This is a genomic window from Maricaulis maris (assembly GCF_049116555.1).
Classification (GTDB): Bacteria; Pseudomonadota; Alphaproteobacteria; order Caulobacterales; family Maricaulaceae; genus Maricaulis; species Maricaulis maris_C.
Window position 1 is genome coordinate 323,419 of sequence record NZ_JAGDYT010000025.1, and the last position, 18,920, is coordinate 342,338.

The 18,920-nt window shown below is 62.9% G+C and carries 21 protein-coding genes and 1 tRNA gene; 4 read left to right on the plus strand and 18 right to left on the minus strand.

Annotation, left to right across the window (positions count from 1 at the left end; translation table 11 throughout):
* Positions 1–26 precede the first annotated feature (26 nt).
* Both JXQ94_RS15720 and JXQ94_RS15725 read left to right on the plus strand, forming a co-directional pair.
* Positions 27–803, plus strand: coding sequence for a hypothetical protein (locus JXQ94_RS15720; RefSeq protein ID WP_421924722.1), 777 nt, complete (start codon positions 27–29; stop codon positions 801–803).
* Between the two features lie 106 nt (positions 804–909).
* Positions 910–1,311 carry a F0F1 ATP synthase subunit epsilon gene (locus tag JXQ94_RS15725; protein WP_421924723.1) on the plus strand — a complete coding sequence of 134 codons (402 nt, stop codon included), beginning with the start codon at positions 910–912 and terminating at the stop codon, positions 1,309–1,311.
* 39 nt (positions 1,312–1,350) lie between these two features.
* Here JXQ94_RS15725 and JXQ94_RS15730 read toward each other — a convergent pair whose 3' ends face one another.
* The gene (locus JXQ94_RS15730; protein ID WP_421924724.1) at positions 1,351–2,349 is read right to left on the minus strand and encodes a helix-turn-helix domain-containing protein; all 999 of its coding nucleotides are present in this window, start codon (positions 2,347–2,349) and stop codon (positions 1,351–1,353) included.
* Positions 2,350–2,376: 27 nt separating this feature from the next.
* On the opposite strand from JXQ94_RS15730, the gene JXQ94_RS15735 reads away from it, so the two are divergent.
* On the plus strand, positions 2,377–4,011 hold the full coding sequence (locus JXQ94_RS15735) for an amidohydrolase family protein (RefSeq protein ID WP_421924725.1): 1,635 nt from the start codon (positions 2,377–2,379) through the stop codon (positions 4,009–4,011).
* A gap of 6 nt (positions 4,012–4,017) precedes the next feature.
* Here the strand turns inward: JXQ94_RS15735 and JXQ94_RS15740 are convergent, their stop codons facing one another.
* The 14 genes from JXQ94_RS15740 to JXQ94_RS15805 all read right to left on the minus strand — a co-directional run bounded on the left by JXQ94_RS15740 (position 4,018) and on the right by JXQ94_RS15805 (position 15,680).
* Positions 4,018–4,518 (minus strand): RNA pyrophosphohydrolase, encoded by a 501-nt coding sequence (locus tag JXQ94_RS15740; RefSeq protein ID WP_421924783.1) that lies wholly within the window; start codon positions 4,516–4,518, stop codon positions 4,018–4,020.
* A 5-nt stretch (positions 4,519–4,523) separates the two neighbouring features.
* Positions 4,524–5,897, minus strand: a complete 1,374-nt coding sequence (locus JXQ94_RS15745) for a divergent polysaccharide deacetylase family protein (RefSeq protein ID WP_421924726.1) — start codon at positions 5,895–5,897, stop codon at positions 4,524–4,526.
* Between the two features lie 127 nt (positions 5,898–6,024).
* Positions 6,025–7,338 (minus strand): S41 family peptidase, encoded by a 1,314-nt coding sequence (locus JXQ94_RS15750; RefSeq protein ID WP_421924727.1) that lies wholly within the window; start codon positions 7,336–7,338, stop codon positions 6,025–6,027.
* Positions 7,339–7,383: 45 nt separating this feature from the next.
* Entirely contained in the window at positions 7,384–8,589 is a 1,206-nt protein-coding gene (locus tag JXQ94_RS15755) for a murein hydrolase activator EnvC family protein (protein WP_421924728.1), read from the minus strand.
* A gap of 32 nt (positions 8,590–8,621) precedes the next feature.
* Complete coding sequence (rlmH, locus tag JXQ94_RS15760; RefSeq protein ID WP_421924729.1) at positions 8,622–9,092, minus strand: 23S rRNA (pseudouridine(1915)-N(3))-methyltransferase RlmH; 471 nt, start codon at positions 9,090–9,092, stop codon at positions 8,622–8,624.
* Positions 9,093–9,503 carry a ribosome silencing factor gene (rsfS, locus tag JXQ94_RS15765; protein WP_366523926.1) on the minus strand — a complete coding sequence of 137 codons (411 nt, stop codon included), beginning with the start codon at positions 9,501–9,503 and terminating at the stop codon, positions 9,093–9,095. It abuts the gene before it with no gap.
* 42 nt (positions 9,504–9,545) lie between these two features.
* A complete protein-coding gene (gene egtD / locus JXQ94_RS15770) occupies positions 9,546–10,550 on the minus strand; it encodes an L-histidine N(alpha)-methyltransferase (RefSeq protein WP_421924730.1) in 1,005 nt (334 codons plus the stop codon).
* Positions 10,551–10,580: 30 nt separating this feature from the next.
* On the minus strand, positions 10,581–11,183 hold the full coding sequence (locus JXQ94_RS15775) for a nicotinate-nucleotide adenylyltransferase (protein WP_421924731.1): 603 nt from the start codon (positions 11,181–11,183) through the stop codon (positions 10,581–10,583).
* Positions 11,180–12,307 (minus strand): glutamate 5-kinase, encoded by a 1,128-nt coding sequence (gene proB / locus JXQ94_RS15780; protein WP_421924732.1) that lies wholly within the window; start codon positions 12,305–12,307, stop codon positions 11,180–11,182. Before proB ends, JXQ94_RS15775 begins: the two co-directional genes overlap by 4 nt.
* Positions 12,304–13,368 (minus strand): GTPase ObgE, encoded by a 1,065-nt coding sequence (gene obgE / locus JXQ94_RS15785; RefSeq protein ID WP_421924733.1) that lies wholly within the window; start codon positions 13,366–13,368, stop codon positions 12,304–12,306. The genes proB and obgE overlap by 4 nt, the downstream gene beginning before the upstream one ends.
* A gap of 190 nt (positions 13,369–13,558) precedes the next feature.
* Positions 13,559–14,080: a GNAT family N-acetyltransferase gene (locus JXQ94_RS15790; RefSeq protein ID WP_421924734.1), complete on the minus strand. Its 522-nt coding sequence runs from the start codon at positions 14,078–14,080 to the stop codon at positions 13,559–13,561.
* A gap of 121 nt (positions 14,081–14,201) precedes the next feature.
* Complete coding sequence (gene rpmA / locus JXQ94_RS15795) at positions 14,202–14,471, minus strand: 50S ribosomal protein L27 (protein WP_295693399.1); 270 nt, start codon at positions 14,469–14,471, stop codon at positions 14,202–14,204.
* Positions 14,472–14,486: 15 nt separating this feature from the next.
* Positions 14,487–15,161, minus strand: a complete 675-nt coding sequence (locus JXQ94_RS15800; protein WP_421924735.1) for a 50S ribosomal protein L21 — start codon at positions 15,159–15,161, stop codon at positions 14,487–14,489.
* A gap of 207 nt (positions 15,162–15,368) precedes the next feature.
* Entirely contained in the window at positions 15,369–15,680 is a 312-nt protein-coding gene (locus JXQ94_RS15805) for a hypothetical protein (RefSeq protein ID WP_421924736.1), read from the minus strand.
* A gap of 152 nt (positions 15,681–15,832) precedes the next feature.
* Between JXQ94_RS15805 and JXQ94_RS15810 the strand changes: the two genes are divergently transcribed.
* Positions 15,833–15,922, plus strand: a tRNA-Ser gene (locus JXQ94_RS15810).
* Between the two features lie 328 nt (positions 15,923–16,250).
* On the opposite strand, the gene JXQ94_RS15815 is transcribed toward JXQ94_RS15810, so the two are convergent.
* Genes JXQ94_RS15815 through JXQ94_RS15825 form a run of 3 tightly spaced genes read right to left on the minus strand, consistent with a single transcriptional unit; the run spans position 16,251 to position 18,915 of the window.
* On the minus strand, positions 16,251–17,984 hold the full coding sequence (locus JXQ94_RS15815; protein ID WP_421924737.1) for a recombinase family protein: 1,734 nt from the start codon (positions 17,982–17,984) through the stop codon (positions 16,251–16,253).
* On the minus strand, positions 17,984–18,421 hold the full coding sequence (locus JXQ94_RS15820) for a DUF2924 domain-containing protein (protein WP_421924738.1): 438 nt from the start codon (positions 18,419–18,421) through the stop codon (positions 17,984–17,986). Before JXQ94_RS15820 ends, JXQ94_RS15815 begins: the two co-directional genes overlap by 1 nt.
* Positions 18,421–18,915, minus strand: a complete 495-nt coding sequence (locus tag JXQ94_RS15825) for a DUF3489 domain-containing protein (RefSeq protein WP_421924739.1) — start codon at positions 18,913–18,915, stop codon at positions 18,421–18,423. The genes JXQ94_RS15820 and JXQ94_RS15825 overlap by 1 nt, the downstream gene beginning before the upstream one ends.
* Positions 18,916–18,920: the final 5 nt, after the last annotated feature.

The following is an 18,920-nucleotide window of genomic DNA, read 5'->3' on the forward strand; positions in this document are numbered from 1 at the left end:
CGACCTTCAAAATGGGAGAGTGTTTTTTGTTCGTTGCTCTACTGGCCAGTCTTGTTGCCGGCACAGGATCTCCTCCTCCGCCGCCTCCCGGCCCTCCGGCCGCGGCCCAGATAGATCATGACGGGTATGCTGGCGCAGACTTGTGGCAGGCGTGGTCCGATCTGGTTCGCGCTCGCGCTGTCGAGGAGCGTGATGCTGCCTACGCGGCTGCCGCTGATCGTGAGGGGTGGCGGCGCACCTCCGATGGGCCCGTCACGTCGAGCACAACCGGCTATTGGACCGAAGCGTTCGAGGCCAGTTTCGTTCAACTCTGCAATACCGCGACGCAGGATTGCGAATGGGTCTATCGCAGCGCCCGACTGACGGCGCGAGCCGATGACTTTCATGTCCTGGCCGAGGCATCTTTTGACGGTCAGGCGATTGCCCGCAGTCTTCGGGGGCAGGGCATCACGCCTGTCGATCTGTCGGAGAGGCCCGCGATAACCATGCCGGACCTGGATGCCCTCGACACGTTGTTGCAGGCCACGCGCTCGGTTCAGGTGGCCTGGGAGCAGGACTGTCCGGCCGTGGGCCGTTGGCGGACCCGGCTGTCCGATCAGGATCCGCTGCTTCTTGGACCAGAGGACGGGAGATTGGCGTCAATGCCACCACCGCCATACCCAATTCATATCCGACAAGTCGTCGAAGTGCCGGTGGAGGGCTATGGGGGGGCCGATGTGACGGTTCGCATCGAGGGTGTCCGGAACCGGGCGGTCTCCGATCTCTGGCAGGTCATCACGGAAGGGATCGCGGACTGTCGCTGACCCTGTTGTCGCACCCGCTGCGACACCCGGTGGCGGGCTGAATGAAGGGGGTCCACAAGTCCAGGATTACCTGCTAGACGGACGCGGATTATCGAAGGGTAGACCCATGGCTGAAAAACTCCAATTTGATCTCGTCTCTCCGGAGCGCCGGCTTTTCGCAGGCACTGTCGATCAGGTTGTTGTCCCCGGTGAAGAAGGCGATTTCGGTGTCTTGCCGAACCACGCGCCTTTCATGTCCGTGATTCGTCCGGGTGCGATCACCGTCATTGATGGTGGGTCGGAAACTCGCACCTTCATCCATGGCGGTTTCGCCGAGGTGACGCCGGATGGCCTGACCATCCTCGCCGAAGAAGCGATCGCTGTTGCGGATATCGATACCGAGAAACTCGCCCAGGACCTGTCCGACGCCCGTGAAGATGTGACGGCAGCCAAGGACGAGGACGAGCGCGATACTGCAGCCGCGCTGGTTGCCAAATATGAAGCCATGCAGGCCGTTGTCGCCCACTAGCGCCGACGCATTTGTGATGGGTTGATCAGGGCCGCTCCGTCAGGGGTGGCCTTTTTCATGGGCCCGTCGCCAGACAGATGGCGACTGCCCGGTGATATCCTTGAAAGCACGGTTGAAGTTGGACCGGGTCTGGAACCCGCAATCGAGCATGAGCTCGACCAAGGGCCGCTTCGGTGTCTCCAGCATCAGGCGCCGGGCCTCTGCGACCCGATAGGTCGCCAGCCAACGACTGACGGACATGTTCCAACGGGCGTTGATTGTCTCGGAAATCTGGCGCTGTGGGCATCCGATCTGCCGGGCGAGACGGGCCACGGTCAGTTCGGCATCGCGCCACGGCTCGCGCGTGACCATGTGCGCTTCAAGTCGTTCCGGAAAGCCGCGCTCGGGCGTTCTCGCCCGCGCCCTTATCCATGCGATCGGACCGCTCTGATGCAGGCTGCAATAGAGAAAATAGACGAAGAATCCGATGAGGCCTGCGAGGGAGATCACCAGCCCTACCGAGCCTGACAGGGGTACCGGGCGGGCAAGCTCGAAGACGATAATCGCATCGCCAACAGCTGTGGCGGCGAGCCAGCTAGCGAGCATGACGCCCCACCGGGCCTGTGGTGGCGGTGTCATTCTGCGCGCCAGGCCGAGGGTGACAACTGCGTAGCCAACGGTGATCGCGAAGAGTGCAACATCCACCAGCCACCCGGTTGGCAGAGTGTGCAGTCCGTCCAGCCAGGGAAGCGCAAGCAGCACTGCCGGGCCTGTCAGGTGGGATAGGTCGCGCCGCCTCGGCATGCCGGGCGGGCGTGTCAGGGCTCGGGCGTGCAGGAAAATCAGGACCGGGAATGCGGCTGCCAGAGCCGGTCGGACCAGATGGAGCTGGGCCGGGTGTCCGCTCGCCGCGAGACCGGTCAGAGCATGCATCAGGGCGAGGAGCGCGAAGGACGCCGCGAGCCAGATATGTGCGACCCTCTGCTCGCCCTTCAAGGATGCCAGATAGAGCGACATGAGCGCGGACAATGTGATCGAGACGGGCAGGAGCCAAATCATGCGCTCATCTAGCGGGGTCTGATTGCGATGTCCAAGATCGCGTTCGAGGACGCATGGTCGCCCGGCCCGGACTATCACCGCGAAGTCCAGATGGAGGATCACATGCGACACGACCCCATACGCCCGAATTTCCTTGCCTCGCTCCGCCTTGGCGCTATTTCGATCTCTGTTTGCGGCGTGGTGACGGCTTGTCAGTCGGCTCAGCTACCCATTCCTGAACCCACCTATGATCTGATCGTGACAGGCGCGATGATCGTGTCGCCGGAAAGCGTCCATGATGGGCAGGTTCTGGACGTCGCCATTGATTCTGGACAGATCGTGGCAGTGGGTGATCTGTCCTCGGGCGCAGCGCGTGACGTGATCGACGCCGATGGCCGCTTCCTGCTGCCTGGTCTGATTGATGGTCACGTGCACCTGTACCACGCCACGGGCTTGAGGCGCCGGGACACCCCAGACTTTGACGCCTTGCATGCGGCCTATCTTCGACAAATGCCGCGAAGCTACCTGTTTCATGGCTTCACGACGGTAGTGGAGCTCAATGCCGATCCCGAGACAAATGCGAGATTTCTGGAGGCCCCGGACAGACCGCGCCTCACTCACTGCGGGCCCGGGGTCGTACTGCCTGACGGTTTCATGGCGCTGGAGGTGCCAATTGATGCTCTGGCAGATGCCTTTCCAGCCCTTCTGCATGATCGGTTCGGGCGGGGTACGCTCGCCCCTGGCATGCTTGCGGCTGACCACACGCCCGAAGCGGTTCTGGACGCCATCCAGACCGCCGGCGGCCAATGCGTCAAACTCTATTATGAAGAGGCGCTTTGGTGGCCGGGAGGCGCGCCGGACTTCGCGCTGCCATCCTTGCCGATCCTGCGGGAAATGACCGCCGCGGCGCGTGCTCGCGGCATGCCGGTCCTGTTTCACGCCACGACACCGGCAGGGGTTGAGGTGGGCATCTCGGCGGATATCGACATCCTTGCACACGGCCCTTGGGAGTGGCCGCGGGACGGATTTGCAGCCCCTGAGCCAGGTGAACAGGTTACTGAGACCATGGCGGCACTCGCCAAGACCGGGATCGGCATGCAATCCACCATGAGGACGCTGGCAAATACCGGCTCGCTCTTTCGGCCGGAGCTTCTGGAGGATCCCGCCTGGCTCGATGTCATCCCGGCCGACATGCTCCGTCATTTGCGTTCGGGCGCCCAGATTCAACGAGACGAATTCCTGGCACGATTTGGCCCCGTCATCCTCGCCTCCGGTCAAACTGTCGAGGACATGCCGGCCCTCCAGGCCAATTTCTTTCGTCGTTACCAGGCGCTTCTGGCTGGTTTCCACCAGAATGGAGGCTCGCTCTTGTTCGGGACTGACACGGCTGTCGGTGGATTTGGATGGGCTTCGCCGCCGGGTCTGGCAGGGTATTGGGAGATGCGAGATTGGGAGGATTCCGGCATTTCCCCCGAGGACATCCTCGCGGCGGCAACGATCCGGAACGCGCGGGCCGTTGGCATGGGCAATCAGCGGGGCCTGATCGCCTCAGGCTATGATGCCGACCTCCTCATCCTCAATGCGGACCCGAGGGAGGCCATCTCGGCGTTCGAGCAGATCGAGACGGTGGTTCTGGAGGGGCGCCCGATCAATCGGGCCAGCTTGTCGGCGCGGGCAGAGTGAACGCGCTCAGTCTCGCTGGGCGAAGGGCGCGAAGGCTCGGGCGACTTCCACGTAGACGTCGCGCTTCCACGGGATGATGAGGTCGGGAATATCGGTCAACTGGCCCCAGCGCCAAGCATCGAACTCCACTTCGGCATGGGTTTGAAGGTTGATGTCTGCGTCACTGCCATCGAAGCGGAAGGCGAACCAGCGCTGTTTCTGGCCCAGATGGCGCTTTTTGTGGAAGCGAGGGTCCTCACGGACTTCCGGCGGGTAGTCATAGGCGAGCCAGCCTTTGATCTCTCCGAGATAGCTCACCAGACCTGAGGTGATCCCGGTTTCTTCGGCGAGCTCGCGCAAAGCCGCATCCTGCATGTTCTCGCCGGCATCAATCCCGCCCTGTGGCAATTGCCAGTTCCAGGGCCCGGGTGTGCTGTCACGCCGGCCGAGCCAGATTTCGCCATTCTGATTGAACAGGGCAATGCCGACATTGGCGCGATGATGAGGGTAGGGATCGGAGGCCGTGATTGTCATCAGTGACCGTCGGCAGCCGGCGCGCCATAGCTGTCATCACTTGCTGCTGCATCATCGGGATTCCGCGCCCAGCGATGGTCGGTGGAAGCCGACTCGTCATGCGGAAGGGCGGCTTCTGCTTCTGCCGCAAGGCGGGCTTCCAGGCGGCGGCGTGCCATCACGGCTGAAGGCGGGGCCAGCTGATAGCCGCGGAGGTCAAGGCTGATAGCCCAGTCGCGAATCTGTTCAACCGTGGCGGGATAGGCGAATCCCGTTCCCAGAGCGGAGCCGTTCTGGATGGCCAGCGCTTCCAGTGCGAGGAGGCGCTCGTCAATGGCGTCCGGCGACAAATCCTCGTCCAGGATCCGGTCGGCGACGGCGTATTTGATATCGGTGGCGTCAGCGGCAGCCTCGATGGTGGAGCGGCGTCCGGAGCCATCATGCAAGAACGCGACGCCGCGCTCTTCCAGAGTGCCGAAGACCTGTCGCATAGCGCCCTGTGATGCCGAAAAACGAGCCCCCAGATAATTCGTGACGCCGAAATAGCCGGTTGCGCGGCTCAGCACCCAAGTGAGGCGGCGGCTATTCTCTTCCGCAGTACCGTCGGCCAGCAATGTGTGCGGACCCGGATCATTATTGGGATAGTCGAAGGGCTCCATCGGCGCTTCGATGAGGACTTCGTGGCCAGCGGCACGAGCACGGTCAATCCAGGTCTGGAGATCGCGTGTATAGGCGGCGAAACTAAGCGCCACTTCTGGCGGCAAGTCGTTGATGGCGGCCTCGGTCACGGCAGAGTTAAGCCCCATGCCACCGATCACGACAGCGATTGTCGGGGCACCCGGATCGCCGTGGTAAGGCCGCGCATAGGCGCGTGACGGGCGAGAGCCATCAGCGGCGATGATCGGGAGTGGGCCGCCCGGCCCAGGTTCAGTGAGACCGGCGATCGGCGCTCTGGGCAGCGCATTGGGATTGGCGACCGCTGCCGTGCTTGCCGCGAGGCGGGCTTCGGCCTCAGCGGGGTCAGAGCCCGGCGTGTCTGCTGACGCTGCTTCGGAGCGCGTGCTGGCCGGCGCATTGAAACCTTCGCGGACACCAGACAGGGATACTTCATCTTCGCCGTCCGGATCGAGGAAGCGAATGCCATCCCCCCGATCCGCCTCATCAGCGCGCATGGCTTGCCGGACCGGTTCTGGTGTTGGCGCGGGTTCGACGCCGCGTACCGCGCTCGGCGGGGCGATGTCGCCATTGCCGAACAGCGCCACGCCGCCAATCGCGAGGCTCAGGGCCACGGCAGCGCCCAAGCCGGCAAACAGCGGAGCCCGCAAGGTGAGAAGCGGCTGAGCGTGACGAAGAAGGGCGGTCGACATGGCGGCGGCACGGTCTTTGGGTTGCACGTGAGGCGAGATTTACGGATCTCGCGTAAGTGCCAATGTGCGTGCCCCTGCTGTAAGAAACGGTTAACGGCGGCGGGCTTTTGCCCGCCGCCGTCGATTCCGGTCCAACCTGTTTTGACTGTCAGCGTCAGGGGCGCAATGAAGCCTGTTGGGTTTCCATGGCTGCGCTGAGGAGCTCGACCGCGCGATGCAGTTGGTAATCCTCGTCTTCCGGCCAGTCAGCGGGCGGTTGTTCGACGGATGCGATGTCGGTGGTTTCACGCTCGTCGCCATTTTCGTTCTCGAGCGCGCCATCAAGGTCCGCCTCGGAGCCGATTTGTGGAACAGGGCTTTCCGCATCCTCTTCCAGCGCCCACGCGGAAATCAGCTGATCCGGAATGATCCCGGTCGCCTGGATCGAGCGGCCGGCCGGCGTGTAGTAGCGGCCAGTGGTCAGGCGCAAGGCGCCGTCACGTCCGCCACGCAACGGGATAATGGTCTGGATCGACCCCTTGCCGAAGCTTGTCATGCCGATCAGCTCGGCTCGTTCGCGGTCCTGGAGGGCGCCCGCAACAATTTCGGCAGCGCTGGCCGTCCCCTCATTGATGAGGATCACGATCGGGACGCCGTCGAGGCGATCACCCGGCCGGGCATTATAGCGTTGGGTGTCGCGCGGATCGCGGGTGCGGGTCGAGACCACCTCTCCGCCATCAAGGAAAACATCGGTAACGCCGATGGCCTGGTCCAGAAGTCCGCCGGGGTTGAAACGCATATCCAGGATGAGGCCCGGCAGTTCGGCGCCGAACTCATCCTGCAGGTCCGTCAGACCTTCATGGACCATTTCGGTCGTGCGCTCATTGAAGCCGGCAATGCGCATATAGGGCACGCCCTCTTCAATCCGCGTGGCCACCGTGCGCAGCGGAATGGTGTCGCGAACGAGGGTGACGTCAAACGGATCGTCGGCCTCTCGGGCAATCGTGATGGTGACCGGGTCGCCGACGGCGCCCCGCATCAGGGCGACCGCTTCGTCGACGGAGATGCCGACAATGCCATCACCATCTACGGCGATGATCCGGTCATTGGTGCGCAGGCCGGCGCGCTCGGCCGGCGTGTCAGCTATCGGAGAGACGATCGTGATGTATTGGTCGCGCCGGACCACTTCCATGCCCAGTCCGCCATACTCGCCGCGCGTGGTGACGCGGAGATCCTCGTAGGCGTCGGGACTGTGATAGGCAGAGTGCGGGTCCAGCGAGGTCAGCATGCCTTCGATCGCGGCCTCGATCAGCTCGGCCTGGTCGGTGTCCGACACATAATCGGCTTCGATCCGGCTGAGCACATCGCCAAAAAGTTCGATCTGGCGAAAGCTCGCTGACCGGTCTTCCTGAGCGCCCTCAGCGGACACCGCGATGGCGACAGCACCAACGGCCAGAGCCACCATCGAAACGAAGACATTGATACGCATGCTAACTCGCGTCCTTTGAGCGCGATGGGTCAGGCCCGGTTGCGATCAGGTCCGGAACCACGGGCCCGGATCGATCGCATCGTCATTCCGTCTCAGCTCCAGATACAAATCCGGTGCCGGTTGGGCATTCTCGGACATGGCGCCAACCGGCTCTCCGGCAAGGACGCTTTGACCGACGCTGGCATACGTCACGGACATGCCTGCCAGCACAACATAGTAGCCGTCGCCGACATTGAGTATCAAGAGACCGCCGTATGTGTTGAACGGTCCAGCAAACTCGACGCGACCATCGAAGGGAGACACTACCTGCGCTCGCGGGCGGGTCCGAATGAAAATTCCTTCAGATGCTGTGCCATCTTCGGCCACTTCGCCAAATTCGCGGACAATCTCTCCGCTCGCCGGCGGACGGAGGCGGCCGCGCGCATCGGCAAAGCGCAGGGTTTCAAGCGGTGCATTGGGAACGCGGGCCGAGACGAGGTCGCGAGGCGGACGCGGCCGGGGGGCGGGAATGGCGGTCTCAGGCGGTTGCCGGCGCGGATTCAGTGTCGGCATGACCTCAGCCATGCGTGACAATTCACCGATCAGCGACCGGATAGAGCGGGCGCGCTGACCGGCTGTGCTCGAAGCTACCAGATAGGCAACAGCCTCATTCCGGCGCCGGGCTTCCAGCGCCTGACGTTCGGCGATCAGCACTTCGAGTTCCAGACGCTGGGAAGACAAAGTCCGTTCGGCAGTATTCAGCGTCGTCTGCTCCGCCTCGATGGATGCCCGCACATCACGCAATCGTGTCAATTGGCCTGCAATCTGATCGGCCCTTTCACGCAGGGCCGGTGCGACTTCTGCCATGAGGGCAGCAGCGCGGGCGGCCTCGGCCGCATCATCCGGAGCGGTCAGTACGGCGGGCGGGGTCTGGCTCTCGATCCGCTGAATTGCGGCAAGAATATCGATAAGGGTCTCACGATCTGCCGTGAGTCGCCCGAGAAGATCCGCTTCTTCTCGGGTCAGTCGAGCCAGTTCGCGCTCGGCGTCCAGCGCAGCATTCTCGCTTGCTCCGACACGTTCGCCCAGATCAACCAGTTGCTGCTGCATCAGGGCGACTTCATTGGCCAGGCCTTCAGCCTGACGTCGGGCAGCCTCCGCACGGCTGGCCGCCGCCTGCTCTTCCTGTTCCAGACGCGCTGCCTCCTCCGGGTCCGGTGGACTGGCCGGCTGGGTCTGTAATATCAGCAGGGCTGCGATGATGCTCAACATGGCAGGAAGGCTAGCTCGCTACCGGTTGAGGCTCAATCACGATGGTAAGGCGTGCCGGCGAGAATGGAGACCGCTCGGTAAAGCTGTTCGGCAAGCATGACCCGCACCAGCTTGTGCGGGAAAACAGCGGGACCGAAAGCGAGCGTCAAATCGGGCTGCGGCAGCTGGCTACGATCATGACCGTCGGCGCCCCCAATACAAAAAACTGCCTCTCGGGCCCCCTCATCGCGCCATTGCCCGATCTGGCGAGCAAGTTGTCGCGAGGACAGCGCCTTGCCGCGCTCGTCCAGGAGAATGAGACGTACGCCGGGTTCCAGGCTGGCTGCGAGTGCGCGGCTTTCGTCGCGCGCGCTCTTGAGCGACCGGTTGTCGATCTCTGTTTCGGAGAGAGGGCCCAGGCCGATCGCGCGACCGGTCGCTGTGCCACGACCGGTATAATCATCAACGAGATCACGTTCGGGGCCGGATTTAACCCGCCCGAGGGCCGTAATTCGCAGCTTCACCTAGGAGGCCGATGAGTCCGGCTCGACCGACCACATCTTTTCAAGATTGTAGAATTCCCGGACTTCCGGTCGGAACAGGTGGATGATTATGTCGCCAATATCGATCAGGACCCAGTCATTGGTCTGGGTGCCCTCGATACGGGCCTTTCCGCCGCCGGCATCCTTGAGCTTGCGCACAAGATGATCTGCCAGCGAGGCAACATGCCTTGCCGAACGACCGGATGCGATGATCATGATATCGGTGATGGATGATTTTCCACGCAGATCGATGGCCACGACGTTTTCCGCCTTGTCGTCATCGAGCGAGTCGAGGATCAGGGTTTCCAGGGCCTCGACGGGGCCGTCATCGCCGGTGACGCGAACGGCGGCGGCCGTTTCCTGCTCAGCGCGGCGCGATAATTCCGTAGACAGGGTCTAAGTCCTCTCTGTCATCCTAATGCAGCCCTAGCTATATCACGCTTTGGCGGCAGGTTCGAGCCAATGCAGCGTGAACAAGTCAGCCGGGTCGGACCAAGCCTGCAAGACATCAAAACCCACTGATTTTGCAAGGGAAGTAAAACTTTCCGGTGTAAATTTGTGCGAGTTTTCGGTGTGGATGCTCTCACCCTCGCGCAGTTCAAATTCACGCCCTGACACCGTGAAGTGCAGATCGCGGATCGCGATGAGATGCATCTCGATGCGAGCCTTTTCGGCGTTCCATATCGCCTTGTGGCGCAAGGCCGATGCGTCGATCGTGCCGCCGAGTTCATCATTGATGCGGTCGATCAGGTTGAGATTGAACCGTGCGGTGACCCCGGCCTTGTCATCATAGGCCGCCACCAGACGGTCGGCATTCTTCACACGGTCGGCTCCGATCAGGACCGCATCCCCGGGCCGCATGGCCTTGCGGAAACCAGACAGAAGCTCGCGCGCGCCCTCGGGCTCGAAATTGCCAATCGTCGAGCCTGGAAAGAAGATGATCCGGCGACCGCTCTCGAGTGTCAGGTGTTTGAGGTCCAGGCCCTGGGTAAAGTCGGCACAGATCGCTCCGACCTGAAGGTCTGGATAGTCCGCCGCTATCTCCTGACAGGCCGATTCAAGATGCTCGCCGGAAATGTCGAGACCGACATAGGCGGCCGGCACGCTGAGCGCGTCCAGCAGTTTGCGGATTTTCACGCTCGAACCGGAACCCGGCTCGATCACCACGGCACCCGGCCCGGCGAGCGCGGACAGTTCCGAGCCGATCTGGTCGAGTATGCCGAGCTCGGTCCGCGTGACGTAATACTCCGGGAGCGCGGTAATCTCGTCGAAAATCGCCGACCCCTTGGCGTCATAGAAATAGACGGGGGTGAGCTGTTTCGGGGTTCGCGAAAAACCGTCCAGGACATCGGCCAGGAAGTCTCCGGCCGGTGGGTGCTGGTCGTCATAGAAGGCAAGCGCTGCGTGAGTGCTCGGGCGGCCGGAGACCCGGTCGTGCATGGTTTTGTCCTGTCGGCTTCGTCTGGAGATTCAATCGTGCGCGCGCAGCGCAGTCGAGGAGTGCGAGTGTAACCGCTCAGTTAGATAGGTCCATGCCGGCGTCGATTGGAGCGGCAGTGAGGCGGCTTCGCTCTCACGAAGTCGTGAACTGGCATAGTGCCGCGCTGCGCGCGACAGCCGCGCCCGGACAGCATCTTGGGGTCTAGAAATAACGGCCACGGGCACGGTTTCAAAAATGCGGTTCCAATTGGCCCAGTGGTGAATTCCGGCCAGATTATCCGCACCCATCAGCCAGACGAAATGGGTCGCGGGATAGCGGCGCTTGAGGTGGTGAAGGAGGTCCACTGTCCGGGTGGTGCCAAGGCGGGTCTCGATATCGCTGACCTTCATGCCCGGTTGCCTGGCGATGGCCTCGACCGCAGCGAAGCGGCGCTCGAAATCGCCTGTCGGATTGCCCTTGAGCGGATTCTGCGGCGTGACAAGCCACCAGACCTGATCAAGGCCCAGTCGGCGCATGGCTGTCTGGGCCACATGCCTGTGACCGGCATGGGGCGGATCGAAACTGCCGCCAAACAGGCCAATGCGCATGCCGGCAGACACGCCCTCTCCCCGCAGCGCCCCCAGGCGCCTCATCGACCGTCCTCCTGTGACGAAACCCGAACGATATCGTCAGTATGGACCAGGGCGGCCGCGCGGCGATAGCCGAGCCGGTCTTCGGCTTCGTCGCTGCGGCAGCCCGCAAGTTTGCGGGCCTCGTCAGCGCCATAGGCTGTGACGCCGCGCGCCACCAGCTCACCTTGAGGCCCGAGAATACGTATGGTCTCACCGCGTTCAAACTGTCCATCGACCGCCGTTACACCCACTGGCAGAAGTGACTTGCCGTCCCGCAGCGCTCCGACCGCGCCCGCATCGACACGAAGCGCGCCATTCGGGCTGACGATCCCGGAAATCCAGCGTTCGCGGGCGCTGGTCGAGCTGTTTGCCGGATGGAACCAGCTGCCATGGTTCGGACGCGCTAGGCTGAGAATGGGATGCCGGGCTGTCCCGATCGCAATCGCGGTAGCGCAGCCGGACGCGCCGGCCAGCTCGGCGGCCATGATCTTGGTCTGCATTCCGCCGGTACCAACGCCGTGCTCGGCATTGGCCCGACCGGCCATGGCCTGAATGCGGGCATTGATGACCGGGACATCGTGTTGCGCCTGCGCCCCGGGGCGTCTGCGAGGGTCTGCGTCGTAAAGCGCGTCGACATCGCTGAGAAGAACCAGAAGTTCGGCCCCGGTCAGCTGCGCCACGCGAGCAGCAAGACGGTCATTATCGCCATAGCGGATCTCGTCCGTGGCAATCGTGTCATTCTCGTTGACGATGGGCAGGGCACCCAGATCCATCAGGGTGGACAGCGTCGCGCGCGCATTCAGCCAGCTGCGGCGGCTTTCCGTCACATCAAGAGTAAGGAGGGCCTGCGCCGTGGCGACGCCATGGGGCGCAAAGGCGCTTTCCCAGAGGTCCAGGAGGCGTGGTTGGCCGGTTGCCGCCGCGGCCTGTTTCTGTTCGAGCGAGAGAGTCCCCGCCGGCAGGCCAAGTCGATCACGACCGAGTGCCACCGCGCCTGAGGAAACCAGCGTGACCCGTACTCCGCCCTCGCGGAGTGCCATGATGTCATCCGCGATCGCGCCCATGACCGGTGCGCCAGCCTGAACTAGGCTGGAGCCAACCTTGACCACAACGCCACGCGCCGTGCCGAGGTCGCGCGGTGTCATGACGGTGTCCAGCCGTCCTCGCCATTTTCTGCTGCGAGGGCAGTTTCAATGGCGGCTTTCTCGGCCCGGCGGGTCTCCAGCACGACTTCCCAGGCGCTGCCGCACAATTCCTTGACGCCATTTCCGGCAACACCGGACAGGGTCATGACCGTCTTTCCACTTTCAGCTTCCAGGGCGGCAACTTTCTCGGCCACCATCTCGGCGTCCATCGCATCTGTCTTGTTGAGCGCGAGAATTTCGTGCTTGTCGGGAAGCCCGTCGCCATAGGCTTCCAGTTCGCCACGGACAGTGCGGTAGGCGCCAACCACATCTTCCTGGGTCCCATCGATGAGATGGATCAGGGAGGCACAGCGCTCGATATGGCCAAGGAAACGGTCCCCGATGCCGGCCCCCTCGTGAGCACCTTCGATCAGGCCGGGAATATCAGCCACGATGAAGCGCGAGCCGGGGCCCAGATCGACCACACCCAGATTGGGGTAGAGCGTCGTGAACGGATAGGCAGCGATCTTCGGATTGGCCTTGCTGACAACCGACAGGAAGGTCGACTTTCCAGCGTTGGGAAGGCCAACCAGACCGACATCGGCGATCAGTTTCAGCCGCAGCCAGATCCAGCGCTCCTCGCCGGGCCAGCCCGGAATGGTCTTGCGCGGCGCCTGGTTGGTTGACGTCTTGAAGTGGGAATTGCCCTTGCCGCCATCGCCGCCGCGCGCCAGCAGGACGCGCTGGCCGATATCGGTCAGGTCGGCGAGTACTTCTTCCTTGTCCTCATCGAGGATCTGGGTGCCGGCGGGCACGTGCAGGACAACATCTTCACCACTTGCCCCGGTGCGGTTGCGTCCCATGCCATGCATGCCGGTATCGGCCTTGAAATGCTGTTTGTAGCGATAGTCGATCAGCGTATTGAGGCCTTCGACCGCTTCGATCCAGACATCGCCGCCCTTGCCGCCATCGCCCCCATCGGGCCCGCCATATTCGACATAGGCCTCGCGCCGGAACGACACACAGCCACCGCCGCCATTGCCGGAGCGGACATAGACTTTGGCTTGGTCGAGGAATTTCATGGACGTGGCTTTCTGGACTGCACAGCGGGTGTTCGCACAGTCTATACAGGCAAAACAACGGGAAATCAGTGCGTTTTAGCGGTGAGCGGGGCGGCGGGCGCGGCGATTTCAATGAAGACGGATCTATCAGCTTCAGTGAGTTCGGACGCACGTTGAACGGCTGACCGGGTCAGACAGCCTTCGGGTCCGGCTAAAGCGTTAGTGAAAGCTCATGCATGTCAGCCGGGCCCATGCGCGCCATCGAGAACGCGCGAACACCATCGCCGTCATGCTGGAAACCAAGCTTTTCGAGCACGCGGCCGGAAGCGGGGTTGTCGGTGTAGTATCCAGCGATGACGCGACGGGTGCCCAGCGTATTGCGGGCGTGGTCGATCAGGCCCTCTCCAAGCTCCGTCGCCAGCCCCCGGCCCCACCACGGCTTGCCGATCCAGTAGCCAATTTCCCAATCGGCATCAGGTGTCCGCTTGAATACGCCGCCACCGCCGATGACCATGCCATCCATCTCGACGGTCAGGGAAAGATTGCCGCCTGGCTGCCAGCTGGCACGGGTCGTCAAGACCCACATTTCCGCCGCCAGCGGCGGGTAGGGATGGGGGACGCGCGCCGTATTCTTGGCGACATCATAATCGCCCAGATAGGTCGAGATGCTCGCGGCATCGCCCAGTTCGGGCAGCCGCATCAGCAGACGTTCTGTTTCGATCCGCGGGCCCATGAGCCGCTCCTCGCGGGGGGAGAATAGAAAAAGGGGAGGCGGTGGTCCGTCTCCCCTTTAACGCGTCTGGCGCTGTCGGACCCTGCCTGTTCAAGACACGGTCCGAATATGTGCGAACCGCTTATTCTGCTGCTTTGGCAGTCGGCTCTACCGAGACGAAAGCCTTGCCGCCGGACTTCTTCGCGAAGACCACACGGCCTTCGGTAAGCGCGAAGAGGGTATGGTCCTTGCCCATGCCGACATTGGCACCCGGATTCACCTTGGTGCCGCGCTGACGCACGATAATGTTGCCGGGAATGACTTCCTGGCCGCCATACTTCTTCACACCAAGGCGGCGACCTGCGGAGTCGCGACCGTTACGGGATGAACCGCCTGCTTTTTTGTGAGCCATTGATCAGTCCTCCGATTACTTGGCCAGCGCCTTGGCGGCGTTGATCCAGTCGTTTTTCTCTGCCTTGGCCTTGAGACCGGTGATGGTCTCGCTCAGGGCGTCCAGGTCAGCATCGGTCCAGGCTGCGACCTGCGCAAACGTGGTGATGCCGGCTTCGTTCAGCTTGGTCGCGAGGGCAGGGCCCACACCAGCCAGGTCGGTCAGCTTGTCGGCGGCCGCAGCTTTCGGTGCGGCAGCTTTCTTGGCCGGAGCCTTCTCAGCTTTCGGCGCAGCGGCCTTCGGCGCGGCTTTCGGAGCGGCCTTGGCTTTCGCTTTCGGCGCGTCTGCGGCTTTCGGAGCGGCGGTGGTCGACTTCAGCGCCGTCTTGGCTTTCTCGCCCGGTGCAACAATCTCGGCAATGCGCACAACCGTGCCCCACTGGCGGTGGCCCTTGGTGCGACGGTAGTTCTTGCGGCGGCGCTTCTTGAAGACGATGATCTTGCGAGCACGGTTGGTGTCCAGCAATTCGCCGATCACCTGGGCGCCATCAACGGTCGGCGAGCCAACCGTAACACCGGCATCCGAGCCGAGCATCAGCACATCACCGAGGTCGAGCGTGTCGCCGGCGGCGCCCTCGAGCTTCTCGATGCGAATTTCGTCGCCGGCTGCAACGCGATACTGCTTACCGCCGGTCTTGATCACTGCAAACATGATCTTCTTTGTCCTTTTGTCCGATCCGTCCGGTACCGCGGGATCACCTTGATCCACAACGCCCGGCGGGTCCTTTTTCTTCACTCCGTATGCCCGGAGCGTTGTTCATGATTTATGGGCCCGCAACGGCAAGCCGCGCGAGCAGGAGCGGGCGTTATACGCACGCCCGCTCCAGAGTCAATTAGCTGAGCCTGCGAAAGTCGCGTATTACCGCCCCGGGCCGCCGAATGAGTCCGGGCGAACCTCGCCGCGATTGCCATCGCGGGTCGAATCCACGCCCTCGCGAACGCGTTCCTGATAGGCGTCCCACTCGGCTTCGGTGTAACAGATCCGCTCGCGCTGGCGAGTACCCGTGACCTGGATACGGCGACAGGTAAAGCGATCGCCGTCGGAGGTGACGCCCTGGTCGGGAAGCGCTTCAGCCACATCCTCGTTCGAGGTGGTTGCACAGCCGGCGATGGCGGTGAGTGTCACGGCGCCAACGGCACAGGCGAGAGTCTTGATACTGAACTTGATCATACTGGTCACGAAACCCCTTATTATGCGTTGGCGCGGACCATAGGGGACAGGGAGCCGGTTCGCAAAATGAACTTTTTGCGTGCACCGCCGCGCCCGCACCGCATCCGCCTCTTGATTTTGTCGGCCCACTCAGTACAAACGCGCTTCCCCGCGGAGAGGTGCCGGAGTGGTTGAACGGGGCGGTCTCGAAAACCGTTGAGCGCGCAAGCGTTCCGAGGGTTCGAATCCCTCTCTCTCCGCCATTTATCTTCTTGAAATAATTAGATAAAAGGCCGCTGCGAAAATCCCGCGGCGTTTCCGCGGCTTCGCGGGTTTTTCCCTGTGCTCAGACCGCGACGTTCCGGCGCTGAGGCCGCAATCTAGCGCGCCGGTCTCAGTTCGGGGTTTCGGGCAGATCGGGTAGGGTGGTTTCCCTGTTTCTCTCAAATCGTAGGGAAAATGGCGCGAAATCGGCCTCAATGCCGACTTCGCCCCGCATTTAATTGCGTGAATTCAATGGGTTGTGCCGCAATTCCCTGGCGCAAATAACAGGGAAATGGCGTTCCCTGTTATGCTGGAAAGCAGGGAATTTTATTGGGTCGAACAGGGAATTTTCCGACCGGAAAACCCGAGCACCCGCGCCTGCGCATCCCAGTCCAGCGGAATGGGGTGGGTGAGAAGATGCTGCAAGGTCAGCTCGGGCGGCTGGCGCCCGTCCAAGATCGCCGCGGTGATGTCGGGCGACAGGAAGGCCAGTCGGATGCGCTGGCGGATGGGGCTATCGGTCCAGCCATAGCGCCGGCCGATGGCGGCCAGGGAGACACCGCGCCGGGCTTCGGCAAGCCACTGGTGAGCCTTCGCGATGGCATTGATCAGGGTATGGTCCGGGGCCCGTTCGAACTGGCCGGTGATGATCTTGATCTCCACACCGCGCCGGCGCAGCTCGAACCCGGTCTCAATGGCGAGTTGATCCTCGGCGAGTGCGCTCGGGGCGATGTCCAGTGCCTGCGCCAACTCCGCACGGTCGAGATCGATGCGAAGCCGGTTCGGGGACACGCGGACCGTCTGGGTTGCCACGCGCAGCACCTCCCCGTCGCGCGCATCCAGTCGGGCCCTTATCCGACCGAGCGCGTCCTGCGCCCTGTAAATCGCGATGGGATCGGGTTCGCGGAAGAGCTGCTCACCGATCTCGTCGAGGTGACTGACAATCGCACCACAAACGGCCCGCTCCAGTTTGAGGGCCGGCAGGCGCCATCCTGAGGGGTCCTCTGCCGCGCCCTTCATCAGCCGTCGAGAGACATAATAGCGGATGCGCTTGTGACCGCCCTCAGTCCTGCGCCGCGAATGGCTGGGCGTCAGCCGGTCGCCGGTCTCGTCAAAGAGCTTTCCGGCAAGCGGGGATTTCTGATCGGGTTGCTTGAGTGCTTTGGTGGCTGCGTCACGTACACGGGGCCGGGCGGCATGGGCCTGGAGCTTGTCCTGAACACGGGCCCAGAGATCTTCTGAGATAATGGCTTCGTGCTGGCCGTCATATGTCTCCAGCTTGTGACGGATGCGGCCGACATAGATCGGGTTGGTCAGGATATTGTGGATCGCGCCATGGGACAGGATGGCCCCGCCATACTGCTTGCCCGAAGCGAAGGTGCGGTGCTTGGAACGGATGCCTTGAGCATCGGCCCTGGATGCCACGGTTGAAAGGCATTCATGCTCGTCATAGAGCGCGAACAGAGTGCGGACATTGTCTGCCTCAATGGCGTTGACGATCAGGCCTCGGGCATTGGGGTTCGGATCGACGTCATAGCCGGTGGGCACCATGCCGCCCATCCACATGCCCTTCTTCTTGGAGGCCGCGATCTTGTCGCGGATGCGCTCGGATGTGACCTCCCGCTCGAACTGGGCAAAGGAGAGCAGCACGTTCAGCGTCAGACGGCCCATCGAGGTGGAAGTGTTGAAGGCCTGGGTGACCGAGACGAAGGAACAGTCCGCGGCATCCAGCCTGTCTATGAGACGTGAAAAATCCGCAAGCGAGCGGGTCAGCCGGTCGATCTTGTAAACGACGATCATGTCGACCCGCCCGCTATCGATATCGGCCATGAGGCGCTGGATCGCTGGGCGTTCCAGCGTGCCGCCGGAGATGCCACCATCATCGTACCGCTCGGGCAAAAGCTTCCAGCCCTCAGCCTTCTGACTGGCGATATAGGCCGCACAGGCTTCGAACTGGGCGTCCAGCGAGTTGAACTCCTGATCCAGTCCCTCCTCGGACGACTTGCGGGTATAGATCGCACAGCGAATGGTGCGTCGGGCGTGTCCTGCGGCACGGTCCATCACGCGGCCTTCTTGCGCGAGACGAGCCCGAAGAAGCGCGGGCCGGACCAGTGCGTGCCCGTGATCACCTTGGCGATGGCGGACAGCGAGGTGAAGGTCTCGTCGCGGTAGCGATAGCCCTCGTCAACGACATCGACACGATGTGTGACCCCATTCCAGGTGCGCACCAGCTGTGCGCCGGGTTTGAGCCTAGGGGCGGCGGGTTTGGGGGTTTCACCGGCTGCTAGCGAGAGCAGGCGCTTTTCCAGGCGTGGGCCAAGCCCGCCCCTGGCCTCGACCTGAAGGTCATAGGCCAGAAGACGGGCCAGAAATGCCTGGCTTGATCCACGTGGTGGCTTGGTGGTGAAGCTGGCCTGCCAGATCGCCACCAGCTCATCGCGCGGTCGTTCAATCAGGCCATCGAGGTCAATTTCGACCGAGCGTTTGCGCCGCGCCATCAGGTCGCCTCGACGAGCTTGTAGCGCGAGGACCGGCTGCCTTCGAGGGGAGGAAGCTTGTCGATCGTATACCCGGCCTTTTTGAGCCCTGTCAGAGCGGCCCGCGTCGTGTGCGGCAGCCAGTCCAGCGTCGCTGCCAGATCGGGAACGGTGACGCCCTTATCCGCCGTGAGGAGCGCGATCAGGCGGGCCTTCTTGGTAGGCGTATCGGACTTCGGTTCTGAAGGCACGGGGGCTGGCACGGAGGCAGGCTTGTCTTTCGCTTTCCCGGCGGCCTTCGTCGGCGCTTCCGAGAGGGCGGCCTGACCCACCTCGGTGAGAGCCATAGCCTTACCCGTCCGCGTGAGGAACCCGCGGCTGGCGAGGTGATCGAGATGGGCTTCCAGAGCCGCGCCCGAGGCCGGCAGACCGGAGAGCTGATCGACGGGTGCGGGGCCGTTCTGGGCGCCGAGGGCTTTGAGGATGGCAAGATGGGTGGGGGTGAGCTTGGACATGTGTG

Bases quoted from the DNA above. Each gene is read 5' to 3' on its own strand.
- JXQ94_RS15725 (WP_421924723.1), top strand. From the start codon at position 910: ATGGCTGAAAAACTCCAATTTGATCTCGTCTCTCCGGAGCGCCGGCTT.
- JXQ94_RS15730 (WP_421924724.1), bottom strand. From the start codon at position 2,349: ATGATTTGGCTCCTGCCCGTCTCGATCACATTGTCCGCGCTCATGTCG.
- JXQ94_RS15735 (WP_421924725.1), top strand. From the start codon at position 2,377: ATGTCCAAGATCGCGTTCGAGGACGCATGGTCGCCCGGCCCGGACTAT.
- JXQ94_RS15750 (WP_421924727.1), bottom strand. From the start codon at position 7,338: ATGCGTATCAATGTCTTCGTTTCGATGGTGGCTCTGGCCGTTGGTGCT.
- JXQ94_RS15755 (WP_421924728.1), bottom strand. From the start codon at position 8,589: ATGTTGAGCATCATCGCAGCCCTGCTGATATTACAGACCCAGCCGGCC.
- egtD (WP_421924730.1), bottom strand. From the start codon at position 10,550: ATGCACGACCGGGTCTCCGGCCGCCCGAGCACTCACGCAGCGCTTGCC.
- JXQ94_RS15775 (WP_421924731.1), bottom strand. From the start codon at position 11,183: ATGAGGCGCCTGGGGGCGCTGCGGGGAGAGGGCGTGTCTGCCGGCATG.
- proB (WP_421924732.1), bottom strand. From the start codon at position 12,307: ATGACACCGCGCGACCTCGGCACGGCGCGTGGCGTTGTGGTCAAGGTT.
- obgE (WP_421924733.1), bottom strand. From the start codon at position 13,368: ATGAAATTCCTCGACCAAGCCAAAGTCTATGTCCGCTCCGGCAATGGC.
- JXQ94_RS15790 (WP_421924734.1), bottom strand. From the start codon at position 14,080: ATGGGCCCGCGGATCGAAACAGAACGTCTGCTGATGCGGCTGCCCGAA.
- rpmA (WP_295693399.1), bottom strand. From the start codon at position 14,471: ATGGCTCACAAAAAAGCAGGCGGTTCATCCCGTAACGGTCGCGACTCC.
- JXQ94_RS15800 (WP_421924735.1), bottom strand. From the start codon at position 15,161: ATGTTTGCAGTGATCAAGACCGGCGGTAAGCAGTATCGCGTTGCAGCC.
- JXQ94_RS15805 (WP_421924736.1), bottom strand. From the start codon at position 15,680: ATGATCAAGTTCAGTATCAAGACTCTCGCCTGTGCCGTTGGCGCCGTG.
- JXQ94_RS15815 (WP_421924737.1), bottom strand. From the start codon at position 17,984: ATGGACCGTGCCGCAGGACACGCCCGACGCACCATTCGCTGTGCGATC.
- JXQ94_RS15820 (WP_421924738.1), bottom strand. From the start codon at position 18,421: ATGGCGCGGCGCAAACGCTCGGTCGAAATTGACCTCGATGGCCTGATT.
- JXQ94_RS15825 (WP_421924739.1), bottom strand. From the start codon at position 18,915: ATGTCCAAGCTCACCCCCACCCATCTTGCCATCCTCAAAGCCCTCGGC.